The organism is Nitrospirillum amazonense (genome assembly GCF_029594735.1).
GTDB classification, from domain to species: domain Bacteria; phylum Pseudomonadota; class Alphaproteobacteria; order Azospirillales; family Azospirillaceae; genus Nitrospirillum; species Nitrospirillum amazonense.
Map to the genome: position 1 here is coordinate 443639 of NZ_JARPAF010000003.1, position 18913 is coordinate 462551.

An 18913-nucleotide genomic window follows, 5' to 3' on the forward strand; every position below is an offset into this window, starting at 1 on the left:
TGCATGTTCGACATCGCCATTCTGGGGGCCGGCCGCATCGGCCGCATCCACGCCCGCAACGTCGCGGCCCACCCGGCCCTGCGCCTGAAGTACGTCACCGATCCCAACGCCGCGGCCAGTGACGCCGTGGCGGCCGAAACCGGCGCCGCGGTCAGCGACCTGGACACGGTGCTGGCGGACGAGGGCGTGCGCGGCGTGATCATCGCCAGCTCCACCGATCTGCACCTGGACCAGGCCGCCCGTGCCATCACCGCGGGCAAGGCCGTGCTGTGCGAGAAGCCGCTGGACATGGATCTGGCCCGCGCCCAAGCCGCCGCCCCGGTCCTGGGCGGCGACGTTCCCCTGATGCTGGGTTTCAACCGCCGCTTCGACCCGAACTTCGCCACCCTGAAGGCCCGACTCGAGGCCGGCGCCGTGGGGGCGCTGGAAACCCTGCAGATCACCAGCCATGACCCGGCCCCGCCGCCCGTCAGCTACATCAAGGTATCCGGCGGGCTGTTCAAGGACATGGCCATCCACGACTTCGACATGGCCCGCTGGCTGCTGGGCGAACCGGTGGTGGAGGTGTACGCCGCCGCCAGCTGCCTGGTGGATCCGGCCATCGGCGAGGCCGGGGACGTCGACACCGCCAAGACCATCCTGCGCACCGCCACGGGCAAGCTGTGCGTCATCAGCAACAGCCGCCGGTCCGGCTATGGCTATGATCAGCGCATCGAGGCCTTCGGGTCCAAGGGCCTGCTGCGCGCCGACAATATCCTGGAAAGCAGCGTCTCTACCTGGGGCGGTGCCGGCGGCAACCCGGGCGCCGCCAGCGACGCCTTCCAGAACTTCTTCCTGGACCGCTATGCCGAGGCCTATCGGCAAGAGGTGGCCCATTTCGCCGAGATCCTGGCCGGCACGGCCAAGCCCAGCGTGGGGTATGCCGACGGCGTGGCGGCCCTGGCCCTGGCGGAGGCCGCCGCCCGATCCGTCGCCACCGGCCAGGCCGTGCGCCTATGACGACGGCCCTGGAGCCTGCTTCCCAACCGGCCCTGAGGCCCGTCCGCGGCATCGGGCTGGGCGGCGGCTTGGCCGCCAACATCCTGAACATGGTGGGCATCGGCCCCTTCATCACCATTCCCCTGGCCATTTCCGCCATGGGCGGGCCGCAGGCCATGCTGGGTTGGCTGGTGGGCGCCGTGCTGTGCGCCTATGACGGCCTGGTGTGGGCGGAACTGGGGTCCGCCTTCCCCCGCTCCGGCGGGCCCTACCATTACCTGCTGCACGCCTTCGGCCCCGCCCGCCTGGGCCGGCTGTTCAGCTTTCTCTATCTGTGGCAGTCGCTGCTGATCGGTCCGCTGTCCATTGCCTCGGGCACCGTGGGTCTGGCGCAGTACGCCAGCTTCCTGGCCCCGGACATGAAGCCCTGGCACATGATGGCCATCGCGGCGGCCGTCTGCCTGGTGAACACCGCCCTGCTGTACCGCGACATCCGTTCCATTCAGCGCCTGTCCATCGCCATCACGGTGGTGGTGGTGGCCGCCTGCCTATGGATCGTGTTCAGCGGCGCCCTGCATTTCGACGCCAGGCTGGCCTTCGACTTCCCCGAAGGCGCGTTCAAGCCCACGGGCGCCTTCTGGATGGGCATGGGCTCGGCCACGCTGATCGCGGTCTATGATTACGGCGGGTACAACAACGTCTGCATGATCGGCGAGGAGATCAAGAACCCCGGCCGCACCATCCCCCGCGCCGTGCTGCTGTCCATCGCCATCGTCGCCTTGCTGTACCTGGGCCTGAACCTGTCCATCCTGGGCACCCTGCCCTGGCAGACGGCGCAGAAGTCCGGCGCCGTGGTGGCGGATTTCATGCAGGTGATCTATGGCCGCTGGGGTGGGGTGGTCGTCTCCGTCCTCATCCTGATCGCCAGCTGGGGGTCGGCACTGGTGGTGCTGCTGGGCTTTTCCCGCGTGCCCTACGCGGCGGCGGTGGACGGGCGCTTCTTCAAGCCCTTCGCCCGGCTGCACCCCAAGGGGCGCTTCCCCACCGTGTCGCTGCTGTTCATGGGTGTGGCGTCCGCCATCGCCTGCTTCTTCTCGCTGGCCGACCTGATCGCCGTGCTGATCGTCATCCAGACCCTGTTCCAGTTCACCGCCCAGTGCGTGGCGGTGGTCATGCTGCGCCGGCAAGGAGCAGCGGCCCCGGGGCAGTTCCGCATGCCGCTGTACCCCCTGCCCGTCATCATCACCATCGCCGGCTGGCTGTATATCGTCGTCACCAGCCAGCCCCGGCACATCGCCATCGGTATCGGCATGCTGGCGCTGGGTGTCGCGATCTATCTGGCGCAATCGCGGCGCGAGGGGGCCTGGCCCTTCCGGGTGCCAGCCTGGCGAGCGCCATGACCGCGACCAAGACCCATGACGTGGCCGTGGTCGGTGAGCTGTACATCGACCATGTGCTCAGCGGCTTCACCACCTGGCCGCAGCCGGGGGAGGAGGTGGTGACCGACGCCTACACCCGCGAGGTGGGCGGCGGGGCCGCCAACACCGCCTGCGGCCTGGCCCGCCTGGGTCGCGCGGTCCAGCTGGTGGGCATCGTGGGCGAGGCCGATGCCGCCTGGTTCCGTCAGCGCCTGGCCCCTTATGCCCTGGACACTGGCGGCCTGCGCATCGGCGACGGCGCCACCGGGATCAGCATCAGCGTCTCCACCCGCGAGGACCGGTCCTTCTTCACCCATATCGGCGTCAACCGCGCCCTGCCGGCCCTGCTGTCCGACCCGGCAACGGTCGCCGGCTTGACCCGAGCCCGCCACGTGCATTTCGCCCTGCCGCTGGATCGTGCGGTGGCCGACGCCCTGCTGCCCGCCCTGCGGGACGCCGGCTGCACCACCTCGCTGGACGTGGGTTTCCAGCCCGGGTGGCTGCCCGATCCGGCGAACCACGCCACCTGCCGCGCCGTCGACCACCTGCTGCCCAATGAGAAGGAAGCGGCGCTGTTCTGCGGCAGCGACGGGACGGAGGACTATCTGTCCATGGCCCGCCGCCTGGCCCTGCCCAATCCCATCCTGAAGCTGGGGCGGCGCGGCGCCCTGGGCCTGGACGGCGCCGCGACCCTCAGCGCGGCCCCGCCCCCCGTGGACGCCATCGATACCACCGGCGCCGGCGACGCCTTTGACGCGGGCTACATCGACGCGCTGCTGGACGGCGCGCCGGTGCTGGAACGCCTGCGCCGCGCCTGCATATGCGGCGCCCTGTCCACCCGGGTGGCGGGCGCCTTGGGGGGCATCCCCGACCGAACGGAACTATGGAGCACTTATGAGCAATCCTACCGATCGTAAGATCGCGATGATCGGCGGCGGCGGCGTGCGCACCCCACTGGTCATCTTCGGCATCAACGAGGCGGCGGAGGCCCTGGGCGCCCGCGAGATGGTGCTGTACGACCCGGACCAGGAGCGTCTGAAGGTCATCGCCGCCCTGGGCCGCGCCGTCGTCGCCAAGGAGGGCGGCAGCCTGGTCATTCGGGAAGCCGCTGCCATCGAGGACGCGGTGGAAGGCGCCGATTTCGTCCTGAACAGCGTGCGGGTCGGCGGCATCGCCTCGCGCGCGGCGGATGAGCTGGCGGCCATCAAGCACGGCTATCCCGGGCAGGAGACCACCGGCCCGGCCGGCGCCGCCATGGCGCTGCGCACCGTGCCCGTGGCCCTGGACCACGCGCGGGTGGTGGAGCGGCTGGCGCCCAGCGCCTGGATCGTCAACTTCACCAATCCCGCCGGACTGATCACCCAAGCCGTCAGCACCCACACCAAGGCGCGGGTGGTGGGCATCTGCGACACCCCCACCGAGCTGCTGCACCGCATCACCCTGGCGCTGGGCGCCCGGCATGACGAGGTGGTGTGCGACTATGTCGGCCTGAACCACCTGGGCTGGGTGCGCCGCATTCGCCTGCGCGGCGAGGACGTGACCGACCGTGTGCTGGACGACGACCGCATCCTGTCGCAGCTGTACACCGCCCCGCTGTTCGACTTCGCCATGATCCGCACCCTGCGGCTGATCCCCACGGAGTACCTGTTCTTCTACTACAGCCGCCGCCGCGCGCTGGAGAACCAGAAGCGCCAGGGCAGCAGCCGGGGCACGGAGGTGGAGCAGTTGAACCACCAGCTGTTCGCCACCCTGAAGGATCGCCTGGGCGCCGACGATGGCGAGGGGGCGGTCGCCGCCTACGCCGCCTATCTCAACCGCCGCTCCGGCTCCTACATGAAGCTGGAGGCCTCGGCCGGCTCCGCCTTCGACAAGGACGCGCCGTTTGACGAGGATCCCTTCCGCGTAGCCAGCGGCTACCACCGCATCGCCCTGGACGTCATGACGGCGCTGTGCGGCGACAAGCCCGCGCGCATCATCGTCAACACCCGCAACGACGGCGCCGTGCCCAACCTGCCGGACGACGACATCGTCGAAACGCCCTGTCAGATCAGCCGCGACAGCATCATTCCGGAACCGCTGGAGCCCCTGCCCGACGAAGTCCACGGCCTGGTGCAGTCGGTGAAGTCCTATGAGCGGGCCGCCATCCGGTCGGCCATGAACACCGACCGGCTGACGGCGCGCATGGCCTTCCTGATCCACCCCGCCATTGGGGAGTGGGAGCCGTCGGACCCGCTGCTGCACGACCTGCTGGACCGCTGCATCCACTGCTGATCCCAACCGCTGATCAGGCACCGCGAGGGAGAGGATCCAGCGCGGTGCCCGGCCAGCGGTCAGGCCTGACGCACCGCGACGTTGCGGCTGAAGCCGAACTCGGCCCCGGCGGGCGTGCGGAACACCACGTCCAGGCGCCGTACGCCCGCCCCGGGGGCCAGCGCCACGGTCAGCGGCCCCGGCGGTGCCGCCGTCTTGCGGCCCAACAGGCGGCCGCCCTCATAGACGTCGCAGGACCCGACCAGGCTAAGGAACGCCACGCGGCCGCCCTGGCGCCCCACCTTGGCCTGAGGGGTGAAGCGGACGGAGCAGAGGGTATAGCCGTCCGCCGTCTGCGGGTCATGCGCCCAGCGTGTGCCGAAGTCGTCCCACGCCGTCATGTCCGCGTCGCGGTAGGCAAGCGCCCCTTCCATCGTGGCGGCAGGGGGAGCCGCGTACCAGGTATCCAGGATCAGGTCGGAGGGAGCGGTCGCCTGCTCCGTCGGGGCCGCCGCCGCCTCGACCGCCATGCGGGCACTGGCGGATTTCAGGCCGGGCGCGATGGCCGTCAGCGTGAGGGCCCCACGGCTACCCGCCCGCGTTTGCACGATGACCTGAGCCAGGCCGTTGAACAGGGCCCGGCGGGTGCCTTTCTCGGGGGCGGCGCTGTTGGGATCGCCGTTGCCCAGGCCGATGATGTCGCCCCCCTCGATGGTAAAGGTGACCATGTCCTGGGCCAGCGGCACCGGCCGGCCCTGGGCGTCGATCGCCTCCACCATGACGGGCGTGGCGTCCAGCCCATCGCCGCGCAGGCGGTCGCGGTCGGGCGTCAGTCTCAGGGCCGCGGCCGGGCCCGTCGTCTCCACCTGCGCGCGGGCCGTGACCTTGCCCCCGGCATAGCCCACCGCCTCCAGCCGTCCCGGGGCGTAGGCCACCATCCAATGGTTCATCTCATAGGGGTCGACCGCCTGCCGGCCCTGGGAGCGGCCATTCAGGAACAGCTCCACCTCCTCCATGTTGCCGCAGGCCATGACCTTGACGGGCCGGCCCTCCCGCCCCGCCCAGTTCCAGTGCGGCACCAGGGCCAGCACGGGGCGGTCCGTCACCCATTGGGCCTGGTGGATGTGGAAGGCGGCCTTGGCGAAGCCGCACAGATCCATGATGCCGTAGAAGGAGGAATTGGAAGGCCAGCCCCAGGGCGACGGCTCGCCGTGATAATCGAAGCCCGTCCAGACGAAGCCGCCGGCGATGAAATCGCGCGTCGCGATCGCCTTCCAGGCGGCGCGGTGGGTGTTCCAGTCCTTCACCGGGTCGTCATAGCCGGCGATGGTGCGGCTGTCCTTGTCCGTCACATAGGCGCCCCGGGTGCTGAAGGCGCTGGTGTCTTCCGACGAGATCAGCGGCACGTCGGGATGGGCGGCATGGAAGGCGTCGTACTTGTCCTGCTGGTAGTTGAAGCCGACCACGTCCACCGCCTGGGACACGTTCACCGGGGTGAACAGGCCGCCGTTCATGGCCGCCGTCACCGGGCGGGTGGTGTCCAGCGCCTTCACCGCGTGGGCCATGCGCCGCACCATCTCATACCCGGCGGCCGATCCCTGCATCGGTTCCTCGTTGAACACCGACCAGAGGATGACGGAGGGATGGTTGCGGTCGCGCCGCACCATCCATTCCAACTGGGCCAAGGTGTCGGGCGACGGGTTGAACTGCCGGTTCTCATCCATCACCAGCAGGCCATGACGGTCGCACAAGTCCAACACCACGGCCGATGGCGCGTTGTGGGTGCAGCGGATGGCGTTGCAGCCCAGTTCCTTCAGCCGCCGGATGCGGTAATCCCACAGCGCGTCGGGTATGGCGGTGCCGACGCCGGCATGGTCCTGGTGCACGCACACGCCCTTGATCTTGAGCGGCCGGCCGTTGAGAAAGAAACCCTTGTCCTTGTCAAACCGGGTGGTGCGAAAGCCGCAGGTGGTGGTGACCGCGTCCACGCACCGGTCCCCCGCCATCAATCGGGTCTGGACGCGGTAAAGGGTGGGCGCCTCCACGCTCCACAGCCGGGGATTGGCCACGCCCAGGTCCAGCCGGGCGACGCCCTGGTCTAGGGGCGTGATGCTCACCGGCGCCTGGCCGCTGGCCACCACCCGGCCGTCGGCATCCTCCAGCGTGCTGACCACCATCATGGCGGCGGGGTTCTTGCCGCTGTTGTAGGCGGTGACCTCCACCGGCAGCACCCAGCCGTCCCCTTGCGGCACTGGATGGGCATAGACGCCGTCGGTGATGATGTGGACGGGATCGCGCTTCACGATGCGAACGGGGCGGTACAGGCCGCCCCCCTCATACCACCAGCCTTCCATGGCATGGGCGTCCACGCGGATGGCCAAGGTGTTCAGGTCGTCGCCGAAGGTGGCGAAGGGCGTCAGGTCGATGGTGATGCCGTTGTAGCCGCTCCAGTTCCGGTCCACGACGGTGCCGTTGAACCAGAGGGTGGCGTGGGTGGCGATGCCGTCGATCTGCAGCTCGATATGGCGGCCCTGGTCGGCCGGATCGAAGCGCAGGACGGTGCGGTACCAGGCGATGCCGCGCCGGCGGTAGCCCTGGGCCCGGTTGGCGTCGGCCTCGATGGGCTGAAAACTGACGAAATCATGGGGCAGACGCACGTCGGCCCAGTCGGAATCATCAAAGCTGGGGGCGGCCGCCCCCCAGGCCTTGCCGGCCTTGGCGTTGTCGTAGGAATCGTCCTGGCTGAGGATCTCGGGGAACGGGATGTCGCCCTCGAAGAAGCGCCATCCCTGGTCCAGCGCCAGCACCTCGCGGGGACTGGCGATGGGTCGCGGCGCCATCGGGGATGCCGCGAAGGCGCCCACAGCGCCGATGGGGTCGCATCCGCCCACCGCCACGGCGATGGCGCCACCCGCCTTCAACATCTGCCGCCGGCTGATACCCCCGTCCCTGACCGCCACCGCGCCCTCCCCCGCTGATTTAGCGCCGATGCTACTGGGCGGTCCGGAGTGTCGCAATGACTATTTCATATTTATAGTATTTGGAAATTACGTTCCATCCAGGTGAGCATCAGGACAACCGCAGGCGCGGTGTCAGCATGAGGCAAAGCACCGCCCCCAGGGAGGGCAGGATGGTCATGGGCAGGATCAGGCCCAAGGCGGAAACGACCGTCTGGCGATCTCCGGTCCGCCAGACCAGGATCTCGCTGACCACCAGGATGGCGACGGCACACGCCACCTTGATGCACAGGGTCAGCAAGCCGAATACCTGTGTTGGCGCCAGGCGATGGCCGGACATCGCGGGTGACGCGGCACAGGCCCCGGCAGCCGCCCACAACAGCATGCTCATGCCCCCCAGGCCTGTTCCCAGCAAACCGGCAGCGGCGGCGGTGAGCGGCAGGCTGTGCGCGCCGGAGACCAGGAAGGTCAGCGCCCCGGTGATGGCCGCCGCCGCCGAGGCGCGAAACGCGGCCGAGGGGCTGTGTCGGTCCACCACCAGCGTCCACAGCGGCTGCCCCACCAGCCCGCCGATGGCGACGCAGGCCATGACGGTTCCCCGCGCCAGGGAGGAGGTGAGGACGGTGGCGGCGAAGTAAGGCTCCAGCCGCGTGAATACCGAGGCCGTCCCAGACAGGACGAACTCCGCCGCCAGCACGGCGGCCAGGGCCATGGGGAACCGGAATTGCGACAGGAAAGGGCGCGTCATCGCCGGTGCCGACGGCTCCAGGGCCAGTCCGCCACGCGCAGCCCACCAGAACCAGCCGGCGCTCACCATGCCGAGCCCCCACAGCACCAGGGCGAAGACGGCAAAGGCGCGCGCCTGTTCCAACCCGCTTCGGGCCAGCAGCAGCGGCGCCGCCACTGCGACGGACAGGGTGGCGAGGCCGGCGCCGACGAAGCGCAAGGCCGACAGGGCGGTGCGCGCCCTGTCGCCAGCGACCATGCCCAGCACGGCGTTCTGCGGCACGTCATACAAGGCGTAGGTCAGGCGGAACAGCAGCCCGGTGCCCAGCGCATAGAGGATGCGCCAACCGGCGGGTACCAGCCCGGTGGCCAGGAACAGCAGCAGCGACGCCCCCGCGAGGACGCTGCCCAGGACGTGCAGGCGGGCGGCGGCCGGAACGGTCGCCGCCCGGCGCCGCAGCACATGCCCCATCACCATATCGGTGGCGCCATTGATCACCAGCGACACCGCCAGCACGGCCCCCATGGCGCGGGGCGGCAGGCCGCACGCCTCGGTCAGGAAATAGGCGAACAGCAGCTCGCTGCTGTACCAGATCAGGCTCTTGCCATAATGGCCGACGCTGTAGGCGCGCCACACGGCCACCCGCAGCATCCGCGCCCATTCCGGGCCGCCATTCCCATCCATGCTGGACATCCGGCCCACCCGGCTTTGTTCGGGCGGCACACTAGCCCGTCCGCCGTTGCGGCTTTATGACAGGATATCAGGCGAAGAACGCCTCCCGCAGGGGCATGACGGCGGCACCCAGCGCCACCGGGTCGCCCAGCGCCTCGGCCACCACCACCGCGGGAAGCGGCGGCGGATAGCCCCGGCGATTGGTCGGGACCGGCACGACGATACGGTCGGCCAAGGCCTGGGCGATGGAGGGGGGCAGCCGGCCGCCGATGACGATGAGGCCGGGATCCATGCTGTAGGCCAGAAGCCCGCACAGCATGGCGAAGGAGGGCTGCGCCTGTTCCAGCCAATCCGCCACACCCGCCCATCCCACGTCGATGGCCTGCACCATTTCCTCAACCGTCGCGAAAACGTGGCCGTGGTTCTTCAGGCAGGTCTGCAACAGGTCCAGGTTGGCATACGTCACGCCGGCCAGCGTCCAGATGCCGCCGAACTCCCCCGCGTTACCGTTCTGGCCCCGGAAGGGCTTGCCATCGGCGATGATGCCGCCGCCGAAGCCATTGGTCAGGTGCAGGTAGGCGAAGTTGCGGCAGCGCCGGCCCACGCCGAACAAGCTTTCGCCGATGGCGGCCACGGTACCGTCGTTGTCCACACGGACCGGCAGGCGCAACGCCTCTTCCAGGATGGGCTCGATCTCCACCATCGCCCAATCGTCCAGGTAGGCCGGTGGGTTGAACAACCGCCCCCGCCCTACATAGAAGGCGGAAATGCCCACGCCCACACCCACCAGGCGCCGGGGATCGATCCCTGCCTCCTCCTCCAATTCCCGGCGAAAGGCCCGCAGGCGTTCCAGCACCACCGGCCGCGCCATGGTGGGCATGGCGGCGCGCCGCTGCCCCCGCACCGTGCCGGTGAAATCCATCAGAGTCATGGACACGGCGTCGCCCAGCAGCGACACGCCCAGGGCATAGGCGAAATCAGGGTTGAGGGAGACGTGGACGCTGGGATGGCCCGGCCGGTCCGCCTGCCGCGCCGCCGTGCGTACCAGCCCGTCTTGGTGGAACCCCTGCAGCAGCCGCGTCACCGTCGGCTGCGACAGATCCAGCGACCGGGTCAGTTCCGCCTGGCTCAAGCCCCCGCTTTTCAGCAGCAAATCCAGAATGCGCCGTCCGCCCTCGCTGACGGGCCGGGCCACCGAAACCATAGGAAGGGTTGGTTCTGACTCAGGAAACATCCGCATGGGAACAGGCAGCCGGTAACGGGTGACGACAGCACCATAGAGACATAAGCCCCCGCCGTCATCAAGGCGTCATACATTCCGCATAGTATGCATGCTGCATACATTTAACGCGCCGTGGGCGCCCGCGGTTCCATCCGCGGTTCAAGGGCCGGAACAGGCCAGGGGAAAGAAATGAGGTTGGGGACCATGCTCTGTGATAAACGCCGCCGGCGCGTGCTGATGGGGTCCGCGCTATCCTGGGGGCTCCTGCACGCGACGACCGTCTGGGCACAGCCGGGCACGGGTGCGGAAACGGCCGCACCCGTCGATACCACCGACAGCCCGGAAGAGATCATCGTCACCGGCGTGCGCCGGTCCAATGCCAAGGCGATCGACACCAAGCTGAACACGCCCGGCGTCACCGACGTCATCAGCGCCGACGACGCCCAGGCCCTGCCGGACCGCACCATCGTGGAGGCGCTGCGGCGCGTGCCCGGCCTGTCCGTCCTGCCGGCCACCGACAACGAACACCCGCGTGATGAGGCGGCGACGCCTGTCATCCGCGGCCTGGGCCCCGCCTACAACAACGTGACCATCGACGGCGTGCCCATCGCCAGTCCCGGCACGCCCAACGGCAACCTGGGATCGATGGGGCGCGGCGTGCGGCTGGACATCCTGCCCACCTCCATGATCAGCGAACTGCAAGTGACCAAGACCTTCACCGCCGACCTCGACCCCAATGCCGTGGGCGGCGCCATCAACCTGAAGACGCGCAGCGCCTTCGACAACGGCGGCCGCCCCTTTTTCACGGCGGAGGGCGCGCTGGGCATGGCCAACGACCATGGCCAGCCCCGCAGCCAGGATCCGCTGGGCCGGCGCATCAGCGGCACGGGCAGCATGACCTTCGGCCCCGACCATATGTTCGGCGTGGTGGTCTCAGCCAATTACCAGAAGCTGGACAGCTTCACCGACACCCACATGACGACGGACACGGTCCACTATAATTTCTACAACAGCGCCGGCGTCCTGCAGAGCAACAACAACCTGGGCAACGGCATCGCCGTGCCGCAGCAGGACAAGTATTGGTATGTGGAAGACAGCCGCCAGCGCGTGGGCGTGACCACCAAGCTGGAAGCCCAGCCCACCGACACCCTCTACGGCTTCCTGACGCTGGGCCATTACCGCTTCGTCGACACGATGGAGCGCAACGAAGTGATCCTGGATCCCCGCAGCACGGCGCGGGTCTACAACCAGACCCCCACTTCGGGCAGCTATCCCGGTGGCGACGTGGAGGTTGGGTTCGAGCATTCCAACATCATCACCAGCACCAACCTGGCACAGGCGGGCATGGACTGGCACCCGGCCGACAACCAGGTGCTGTCGGTACGGGGCGACATGTCGCGGTCAACCTATCGCGAGCCGTTCGACATGGTGAAGTACATGAGCGGGGTGAGCTATCCCGCCCCCGGTTCAGCCGGCGCCATCACCTCCAGCGCGGCCAAGCCCGCCTATGGCTTCACCTATGACACCAGCCAGCTGAACCAGCAGTTCGCCATGCCGCCCAGCGCCTACTACAACCTGTCGAACTATGGCGGGCTGTACTGGCGCGATGCCAAGCGGTCAGCCGATGACGACATCAAGAACGCCCGCGCCGACTACCGCTACAACATGGGGGCCAAGGACCAGGGTCTGGGCTTCGCCGTGGGCGCCAGCTTCACCGACGACCGCCCCGACTACAACGTCTGGCGCAATGACTGGGAGCCGAACAACACCGCCGGCCGCGTGCTGCTGGTGGACGCCGCCGGGCCGGCCGGCGCGCCCATGAAATATTCCAATGGCCTGAACTTGCTGACCATCGACCCGGCCAAGGCCTGGGCCGTATTCAACGCCAACCCGTCCTGGTTCAACCTGACCGACCAGTCGTCCTTCAACAACCAGGACAACTTCAAGCACACGGAACAGACCGTGGGCGCCTATGCCACCGTCGCCTACGCCCTGGAGGACTTCCACGCCCAGGTTGGCCTGCACAACGACAGCACCGACCAGGACACGGTCAGCCGGGCCAAAATCTCCGGCGCGTGGACGGACCTGAAGACCAGTTCCAGCTACGACTACCTGCTGCCATCGGCCCTGGCCAGCTACGACATAACCCATGACCTGGACGTGCGCGTGGGCGCCAGCCAGACCATAGGCCGGCCGAGTTACGACAGCTACGCCGCGCGCACCTCCATCAGCTTCACCAACGCCTCCGACCTGGGCAATCCCAACGCCACCGGCGTGTCCGTCACCATCGGCAACCCCAACATCAAGCCGCGCCTGTCCACCAACGTCGACCTGGCCTTCGACTACAAGCTGCCCAACGAGGGCGGCGGCCTGCTGTCGCTGGCCCTGTTCAACAAGGACATCAAGGACGAGATCTTCACGGCCAGTTCCATCGGCTACACCTACCAGGGTGTCACCTACAGCAACGCCGTGGTCTCCACCCCGCAAAACGCCAGCAACGCCTCCATCCGGGGCGTGGAGTTGAACGCCATCGTCAACTCGCTGGAATGGATCCATCCGTGGCTGCGCGACTTTGGCGTCAGCGGCAACTGGTCCTTCATGGAGGGGGAGCTATCGGTGCTGCAGTCCAGCGGCGCCAGCCGCACCTTGAGCCGACTGGTGGGCCAGCCCAACCAGACCCGCAACATCCAGGTCTTCTACAGCGACAGCGATTTCGAGGTCCGCCTGGCCTATAACCGCCAGGGCAAGGCCCTGCGTTCCATCGTGCCTGACATCGCCTGGCAGGATCTGTACTGGGCCCCGCGCGAACAGCTGGACCTGCAGGCCAGCTACAAGGTGCGCGACAGCGTCACCCTGTTCGGCGAGGCCAGCAACCTGACCCACAGCCGCCTCACCAGCCTGGTCGGCCCCAACCAGAACCTGCTGAAGGACAGCTACTCCGTCCCCACCGTGTTCTGGGTGGGCGTGCGGTTCACGCCGGACCTGTGACGGACCGGAAGCCCCGGGGCGACGGTCCCCGGGGCGCTTCTCCACCTTATCGACGCGAGATCACCCCCGTGCGGTTCACCCGACGCCATCTCCTCTCCGCCGGCGGCGCCACCGCCCTGCTGGCCCCTATCCGGCGGGCGCTGGCCCTGTCACCGCCCCCCAACGGCGGTGGCCTGGGCGATATCCGCCATGTCGTCATCCTGATGCAGGAAAACCGCTCCTTCGATCACTATTTCGGGACGCTGCGCGGCGTGCGCGGCTTCCACGATCGGGCGACCGCACCCGGCAGCAACGGCGATATCTGGCGGCAGGCGGACGGCCAGGGCGGCCATGTGCGCCCCTTCCCCCTGGATGGCGCCGCGACCGCCGCCCAGAACATTGCCTCCCTGCCCCACTCCTGGGTGGACGGGCATGCCGCCTGGAACGGGGGCCGCAACGACAACTGGGTGCCGGCCAAGGGGGCTTTGACCATGGCGCATTATACCCGCGCCGACATTCCCTTTCACTGCGCCCTGGCGGACGCCTTCACGATCTGCGACGCCTTCTTCTGCTCCACGCCCAGCGCCACCAATCCCAACCGCATCCATCTGATGACGGGCACCCCCGACCCGTTCGGCAGGGCGGGCGGCCCGGTGCTGAAACAGCCGGCGGAGGGACCGGACTTCCAGCCACTGAATGGGCCGCCCTTCTCCTGGACCACCTATCCCGAGCGCCTGGAACAGGCCGGCATCTCCTGGTGCGTCTATCAGGGGGTGGACGCGGACGGCCCCTTCACCATCGACGTCCAGGACATGATCCGGCCGCGGCATCGCCCGGCGGTGGATGAGAACGACGGTGTCAGCTGCTTCAACGCCCTGCGCTTCTTCACGCAGTTCGCCCACGCCCCGGTGGGGTCGCCGCTGCACGCCAAGGCGATGACGCGCCGGCCGCCCAGCGTCTTCGCCGCCGATGCCAAGGCGGGCCGCCTGCCTGCCGTCTCCTGGCTGATGCCGCCGCACAACCACTCCGAACATCCGCGCTATGCCCCGCTGGACGGGGCCGCCTATATCGCCACGGTGCTGGAGGCGCTGACCGCCAATCCGGAAACGTGGCGCCACACCGCGCTGTTCGTGCTGTACGATGAGAATGACGGCTTTTTCGACCATGTCCTGCCACCGGCCCCGTCGGCGGGGCCGAGCGGCGGCCTGTCGAACGTGGACCTGACGGGCGAAATCAACGCCGGTGATGGCCAGCCCTTCGGCCTGGGCGCCCGGGTGCCCATGATCGTCGTTTCCCCGTGGACTACGGGCGGCGCCGTCTGCTCGGAAGTGTTCGACCACACCTCGGTCCTGCGCTTCCTGGAGGCACGGTTCGGCGTGGCGGAGCCCAACATCAGCCCCTGGCGCCGGGCAGTGTGCGGCGACCTGACCAGCGCCTTCGACTTCGCGCAGGCGGCGCAGGCACCGGCGGCCCTGCCGGATACGCGCGGCTACCGCGCCGAGGTGGAGGCGCAGGCCCACCGGCCAGAACCGATACCCCGCCGTCACGATACGCCATTGCCGCAGGAACCCGGCCAGCGCCCGCTGCGGCCCACGCCATATGACTTGGCGGTGGATCTGGTCGCGGCGCTGGGGCGGCCTCCCTCTCTGGTCTTCCACAACCGGGGCCGGGCCGCCGCCGTTTTCCATGTCTTCGACCGCCTGATGCCCGGCGCCGGCCCGGCGCGGCACACGGTGGCCCCGGGCACCAGCCTGCCCACGCCGGTGCCGCTCAAGGCCGGACAGGGCTGCGAGGTGCTGGTGCTGGGCCCCAACGGCTTCCTGCGCCATCTCACGGCCGGCCCGGACATGGCTGGCCGCTTGTCCCTGTCGGCTACACCCAACGCGGCCGACATGACGCTGACCCTGACAGTGCATAACCATGGTGGCGAGACGGTGCGATGGCACCTCGCTGACGGCGCCTACGGGGCCGCACCCGTCACGGCGACGGTCGCGGCCGGGGCATCCCAGGTCCTGTCCTGGCCCACCGCCGCCCATGACGGATGGTACGACGCCACGGCGACCCTGACGGGCCCCGGGGGGCAGTTGAGCTGGCGCCTGGCCGGCCATATCGAAACCGGCCAGTCGAGCCGGTCCGATCCGGCGTGGGGGGTGTCGAGCTGAAAGGTTGGTACGTCCCGCCCGTCGTTCTGACATAAATGCGCGGATGTATGCGGTGCCGGTCCGCCAGCAGGATAGCCTCGCGCACGGGCGGCGACAGCGTGGCGCTGGGCCAGCCACCCCGCCCTTCCTGCGCCGCTTCTTCTGATCACGGAAACTCGTTTCCGATAGCCACGTACTGGAAGGAGGCGGCCACCAGCACCATGAGATGCCACAGGACGTTATGATAACGCACGCGGTGCGCCAGATAGACGCCGACGCCCAGCGTATAGGTCAGCGCGCCGGCACCAATCCATGGCCCAGTGTCGGCCAGCAAGCGGCCGGACAGCGCGGGGATCAGGGGCAGGCCGATCCAGCCCAGGCCAACATAGAGGATGAGGCCCAGCCGTTCATGGCGGCGGGGCCACCCCAGCTTCAACAGGATGCCCGCCGTGGCGACACCCCAGACAATGCCAAGGGCCACGGTGGCCGTCACAGCCGGCAGACGTGTCAGCAAGGGGGTGTAGGTACCGGCGATGGCGGCGTAGATGAAGGCATGGTCCAGCCGCCGCAGATAATCCTTGAGCCACCCGCCGCCTATCAAATTATAAGCCGCGGACGCGGTGAACATTCCCGCCATGGCCAAGGCGTAGATGGCCACGGCCGTCAAGCTGCCGGCGCCGAGGGACCCTAAGCGCGACAGGACCAGCCAGGCACCTCCCGACCATCCGGCCGTCACGCCCAGCAGGTGGACGACGGCATCGGCGGCGTACTCACGACGGCTGTAGACGGAACAGCGGAGATGGTCGGGGTGGGTATCGATGGCGTCCCCCCTGAAGGAACGGGCCCCGTCAGCGGCGGCGGGGTGGGGGGCGGCGGGCGGGGGCGGCGGACCCGGGCCGCTCGTCCTTGTGCCGGTAGGTGATGCGCCCTTTGGTCAGGTCATAGGGCGTCATTTCCACCGTGACGCGGTCACCCGCCAGCGACCGGATTCGGCTCTTGCGCATCTTGCCGGCGGTGTAGGCGATGATCTCATGCCCGTTTTCCAGCTTCACGCGGAAGCGGCCATCGGGCAGCGCCTCTTCGACATAGCCGTCGAATTCGAGAAATTCTTCCTTGGCCATTGCATCCTCCCAAATAGGAAAAAGGCGGCGGCACGCCTAGGCATGCCGCCGCCGCTCGTCCAGATGAGGAGGAGATCAGATGGCGCGCAGGTTCTCCGCCGCGGTCTTACCCTTGCGCGGGTCGCGGACGGAGTCGAAGCTGACCTTCTGGCCTTCGTTCAGGCCGCTGAGGCCGGCGCGCTCAACGGCGGAGATGTGGACGAAAACATCGGCGGAGCCATCCTCGGGCTGGATGAAACCAAAGCCCTTGGTGCTGTTGAACCACTTGACGGTACCGGTGGACATGGGATTGCCTTCTGGGATTTTTCCCGTTCGGAGCTGCCCGGCGCGAGAGTGCGGACGGGCATCAAAGTCACGACAGGGAAAAGAACCGGCGTCAGCCGGTAGATGGCCCAGTAGCAAAGTCGACCGGCACAGCATCCACCCGGCGGCGCGAAACCACAAGCATTAACGCACGCCCTTCAGAACATGGCTGTAACCCGCGCCCTCTCCTGCCGTGGGTATTGTGGCACCGAAATTCCGCACCATGACGGATATGTTCGCCTTCAACCGGCCGCTCTTCCTGACCGAGGACCCTATTTTTATGTGGCAACCACTCCGGATGTGTCCCTCTGAAGCGGTCGCACCCTAGACCCCCAACCGGCGCAGGTCGGCGTCGATGGCGGCGGCGTAGGCTGGGCCGAAGAGCCGCAAATGGACCAGCAGCGGCCAGAGCCGGTAGACCGGCAGCCGCTCGCGCCACCCGGGCTCCAAGGCCAAGGCGTCAAGGAACGACGCCGGCGGATGGTCAAACAGGGTCAGCATGGCCGCGTCCACCTCGCGGTCACCGACGTAACAGGCCGGATCGATCAGGCCGGAAACGCGAGTCCCGGACACCAGCACATTGCCGCCCCATAGGTCGCCATGCAGCAGCGACGCCGGCGGGCATCGCGGAACGTGATCGCCCAGCCGGTCGGCCAAATGCTCGATACGGGAGCCGAGGCCGGCATCGACATGAGCGATGTGGCAGCGCAGCCGCTGCTCCGCCCAGAAGCCAGGCCAGTCTTCGGCGCGGCGATTGGGCATGGCCACAGAGCCCAGGCAATGGTCATGGGACCAGCCATAGGGCTCATCGGCGGACGCGTGCAGCCGGTTCAGGCAGGCGGCCAGATCGTCCCAGGCCGCCGCCGGCGTGCCGTCAGCGGGCAGCTTTTCCATCACCAGCCATCCGCCATCCGCCGCCAGCACCGCCGGCGTTGGAACGCCGGTTGCGGCAATGGCCCGCAGCATGGCGCCTTCCCGTCCGGCGCCGTCGCCGTGTTTGGCGACCACGCACGCGCCATCCGACAGCGTCAGCTCATAGACAACGGAGAGATCGCCCCCCGCCAGACGGCGCAGAGACAGTACGCGCCGCCCTAGCAGGCCAGATAAGCGATCCTTCAACGCATCCATGTCACCCCTCATCCGTCACAGGCCTGAAAGAGCAAACAACCAGGCGGCCCAGATCCCCAGGGCCAGGCAGGGCCCAAAGGGGATGGGCGTGGCCGCGTCCACGCGCCGGCCGGCCAGGCGCAGCGCCGCCATCGCCAGCAGGCCGGCCAAGGCGGCGGTCAGCAGCACCTGGGGCAAGGCGGCGGGGCCGACCCACGCCCCGCCGGCGGCCAACAGCTTGGCATCCCCCCGGCCGATGCCGTCACGGCCCCGGAAGCGGCGGTACAGAACCTCCAGCAACACCAGGCCGGCATAGGCCGCCGCCGCCGCCGCCAGCCGGTCGATGGGCAAACGCCCGTCCTGCACCCATGCCACCAGGATGCCCGCCATGATCAATGGCAGGGTCAGCACGTCGGGCAGGATCATGTGGCGCAGGTCGATCCATGCCAAAGCCAGCAAGACCCAACCCAGGCCCGCCCCCGCGCAGAGCGTCAGGGAATCCAAGGGCATCAGGAAGGCCAGGCACAGGGGCGGCAGGACGGCCGCCAGCTCGATCGCCGGATGGAAGGCGCCGATGGGCGCCGCGCAGTGCCGGCACCGTCCCCTGGACCATAGGTAGGAGAGAATGGGCACCAGGGAGGCAGGACCCAGCGTATGGCTGCACCGGTCGCACGCCGACCGCCCCCAGACAACGGACCGCCCTTCCGGCAGCCGGGTCACGACCACCCCCAGAAAGCTGCCGACGAAGGGGGCGGCAATCAGCAATGTCCAAAGGGTGATGATGTCCACTTTCCCGTTTCCCAACGCGTCCCGGGGCTCCATGGGACCGCCCGCCATACCCCTCCGATTCGCGAGGGAATTTCAACAGCCAATCGGCACCGGCAGCTGGAAATGAGCCGTTAACGCCGCTGAAACGGCGCCACACTTTTGAATCTTTCAAAATTTTAAGTACAGGTTCGATGTCACCGGTTACCTGTCCGGATAGACGACACACCCATCCTTTCGATGGCTTGCGCACGACCGCAGCACATTCCTGCGTTCCAGGTAACA

At 68.4% G+C, this 18913-nt stretch carries 14 protein-coding genes; 6 read left to right on the plus strand and 8 right to left on the minus strand.

Features of this window, described 5'->3' with window-relative positions; genetic code table 11:
- Nucleotides 1-3 precede the first annotated feature (3 nt).
- The 4 genes from iolG to P5F91_RS20195 are packed head-to-tail and all read left to right on the plus strand — an operon-like array spanning nucleotide 4 to nucleotide 4667.
- Nucleotides 4-999 carry an inositol 2-dehydrogenase gene (gene iolG, locus P5F91_RS20180; RefSeq protein WP_145611862.1) on the plus strand — a complete coding sequence of 332 codons (996 nt, stop codon included), beginning with the start codon at nucleotides 4-6 and terminating at the stop codon, nucleotides 997-999.
- On the plus strand, nucleotides 996-2378 hold the full coding sequence (locus tag P5F91_RS20185; RefSeq protein WP_145611864.1) for an APC family permease: 1383 nt from the start codon (nucleotides 996-998) through the stop codon (nucleotides 2376-2378). The genes iolG and P5F91_RS20185 overlap by 4 nt, the downstream gene beginning before the upstream one ends.
- Nucleotides 2375-3313: a carbohydrate kinase family protein gene (locus P5F91_RS20190; RefSeq protein ID WP_277908093.1), complete on the plus strand. Its 939-nt coding sequence runs from the start codon at nucleotides 2375-2377 to the stop codon at nucleotides 3311-3313. Before P5F91_RS20185 ends, P5F91_RS20190 begins: the two co-directional genes overlap by 4 nt.
- The gene (locus tag P5F91_RS20195) at nucleotides 3291-4667 is read left to right on the plus strand and encodes a family 4 glycosyl hydrolase (RefSeq protein ID WP_145611868.1); all 1377 of its coding nucleotides are present in this window, start codon (nucleotides 3291-3293) and stop codon (nucleotides 4665-4667) included. Before P5F91_RS20190 ends, P5F91_RS20195 begins: the two co-directional genes overlap by 23 nt.
- A 59-nt stretch (nucleotides 4668-4726) precedes the next feature.
- Here P5F91_RS20195 and galA read toward each other — a convergent pair whose 3' ends face one another.
- The 3 genes from galA to P5F91_RS20210 form a co-directional block, all read right to left on the minus strand.
- Nucleotides 4727-7606 (minus strand): beta-galactosidase GalA, encoded by a 2880-nt coding sequence (gene galA / locus P5F91_RS20200; RefSeq protein WP_211106983.1) that lies wholly within the window; start codon nucleotides 7604-7606, stop codon nucleotides 4727-4729.
- A gap of 109 nt (nucleotides 7607-7715) precedes the next feature.
- The gene (locus P5F91_RS20205) at nucleotides 7716-9023 is read right to left on the minus strand and encodes an MFS transporter (protein ID WP_145611870.1); all 1308 of its coding nucleotides are present in this window, start codon (nucleotides 9021-9023) and stop codon (nucleotides 7716-7718) included.
- Nucleotides 9024-9090: 67 nt separating this feature from the next.
- Nucleotides 9091-10206, minus strand: a complete 1116-nt coding sequence (locus tag P5F91_RS20210) for an ROK family transcriptional regulator (protein WP_277908094.1) — start codon at nucleotides 10204-10206, stop codon at nucleotides 9091-9093.
- A gap of 207 nt (nucleotides 10207-10413) precedes the next feature.
- Between P5F91_RS20210 and P5F91_RS20215 the strand changes: the two genes are divergently transcribed.
- Both P5F91_RS20215 and P5F91_RS20220 read left to right on the plus strand, forming a co-directional pair.
- Complete coding sequence (locus P5F91_RS20215; protein ID WP_145611875.1) at nucleotides 10414-13212, plus strand: TonB-dependent receptor; 2799 nt, start codon at nucleotides 10414-10416, stop codon at nucleotides 13210-13212.
- Nucleotides 13213-13280: 68 nt separating this feature from the next.
- Nucleotides 13281-15353 (plus strand): phosphocholine-specific phospholipase C, encoded by a 2073-nt coding sequence (locus tag P5F91_RS20220; RefSeq protein ID WP_277908095.1) that lies wholly within the window; start codon nucleotides 13281-13283, stop codon nucleotides 15351-15353.
- A gap of 145 nt (nucleotides 15354-15498) precedes the next feature.
- On the opposite strand, the gene trhA is transcribed toward P5F91_RS20220, so the two are convergent.
- From trhA to P5F91_RS20245, 5 genes are all read right to left on the minus strand, one after another.
- Complete coding sequence (gene trhA, locus P5F91_RS20225) at nucleotides 15499-16152, minus strand: PAQR family membrane homeostasis protein TrhA (protein WP_338424084.1); 654 nt, start codon at nucleotides 16150-16152, stop codon at nucleotides 15499-15501.
- 28 nt (nucleotides 16153-16180) lie between these two features.
- On the minus strand, nucleotides 16181-16453 hold the full coding sequence (gene infA, locus P5F91_RS20230; RefSeq protein WP_040849877.1) for a translation initiation factor IF-1: 273 nt from the start codon (nucleotides 16451-16453) through the stop codon (nucleotides 16181-16183).
- A gap of 75 nt (nucleotides 16454-16528) precedes the next feature.
- Nucleotides 16529-16738 carry a cold-shock protein gene (locus tag P5F91_RS20235; RefSeq protein ID WP_040849878.1) on the minus strand — a complete coding sequence of 70 codons (210 nt, stop codon included), beginning with the start codon at nucleotides 16736-16738 and terminating at the stop codon, nucleotides 16529-16531.
- Nucleotides 16739-17080: 342 nt separating this feature from the next.
- Nucleotides 17081-17884: a fructosamine kinase family protein gene (locus P5F91_RS20240; protein WP_277908096.1), complete on the minus strand. Its 804-nt coding sequence runs from the start codon at nucleotides 17882-17884 to the stop codon at nucleotides 17081-17083.
- Nucleotides 17885-17899: 15 nt separating this feature from the next.
- Nucleotides 17900-18652, minus strand: a complete 753-nt coding sequence (locus P5F91_RS20245) for a prepilin peptidase (protein ID WP_277908097.1) — start codon at nucleotides 18650-18652, stop codon at nucleotides 17900-17902.
- Between the last annotated feature and the right edge of the window lie 261 nt (nucleotides 18653-18913).

Bases quoted from the DNA above. Each gene is read 5' to 3' on its own strand.
- P5F91_RS20210 (WP_277908094.1), bottom strand. From the start codon at position 10,206: ATGGTTTCGGTGGCCCGGCCCGTCAGCGAGGGCGGACGGCGCATTCTG.
- P5F91_RS20190 (WP_277908093.1), top strand. From the start codon at position 2,375: ATGACCGCGACCAAGACCCATGACGTGGCCGTGGTCGGTGAGCTGTAC.
- infA (WP_040849877.1), bottom strand. From the start codon at position 16,453: ATGGCCAAGGAAGAATTTCTCGAATTCGACGGCTATGTCGAAGAGGCG.
- P5F91_RS20235 (WP_040849878.1), bottom strand. From the start codon at position 16,738: ATGTCCACCGGTACCGTCAAGTGGTTCAACAGCACCAAGGGCTTTGGT.
- P5F91_RS20205 (WP_145611870.1), bottom strand. From the start codon at position 9,023: ATGTCCAGCATGGATGGGAATGGCGGCCCGGAATGGGCGCGGATGCTG.
- iolG (WP_145611862.1), top strand. From the start codon at position 4: ATGTTCGACATCGCCATTCTGGGGGCCGGCCGCATCGGCCGCATCCAC.
- P5F91_RS20195 (WP_145611868.1), top strand. From the start codon at position 3,291: ATGAGCAATCCTACCGATCGTAAGATCGCGATGATCGGCGGCGGCGGC.
- P5F91_RS20185 (WP_145611864.1), top strand. From the start codon at position 996: ATGACGACGGCCCTGGAGCCTGCTTCCCAACCGGCCCTGAGGCCCGTC.
- P5F91_RS20240 (WP_277908096.1), bottom strand. From the start codon at position 17,884: ATGGATGCGTTGAAGGATCGCTTATCTGGCCTGCTAGGGCGGCGCGTA.
- P5F91_RS20215 (WP_145611875.1), top strand. From the start codon at position 10,414: ATGAGGTTGGGGACCATGCTCTGTGATAAACGCCGCCGGCGCGTGCTG.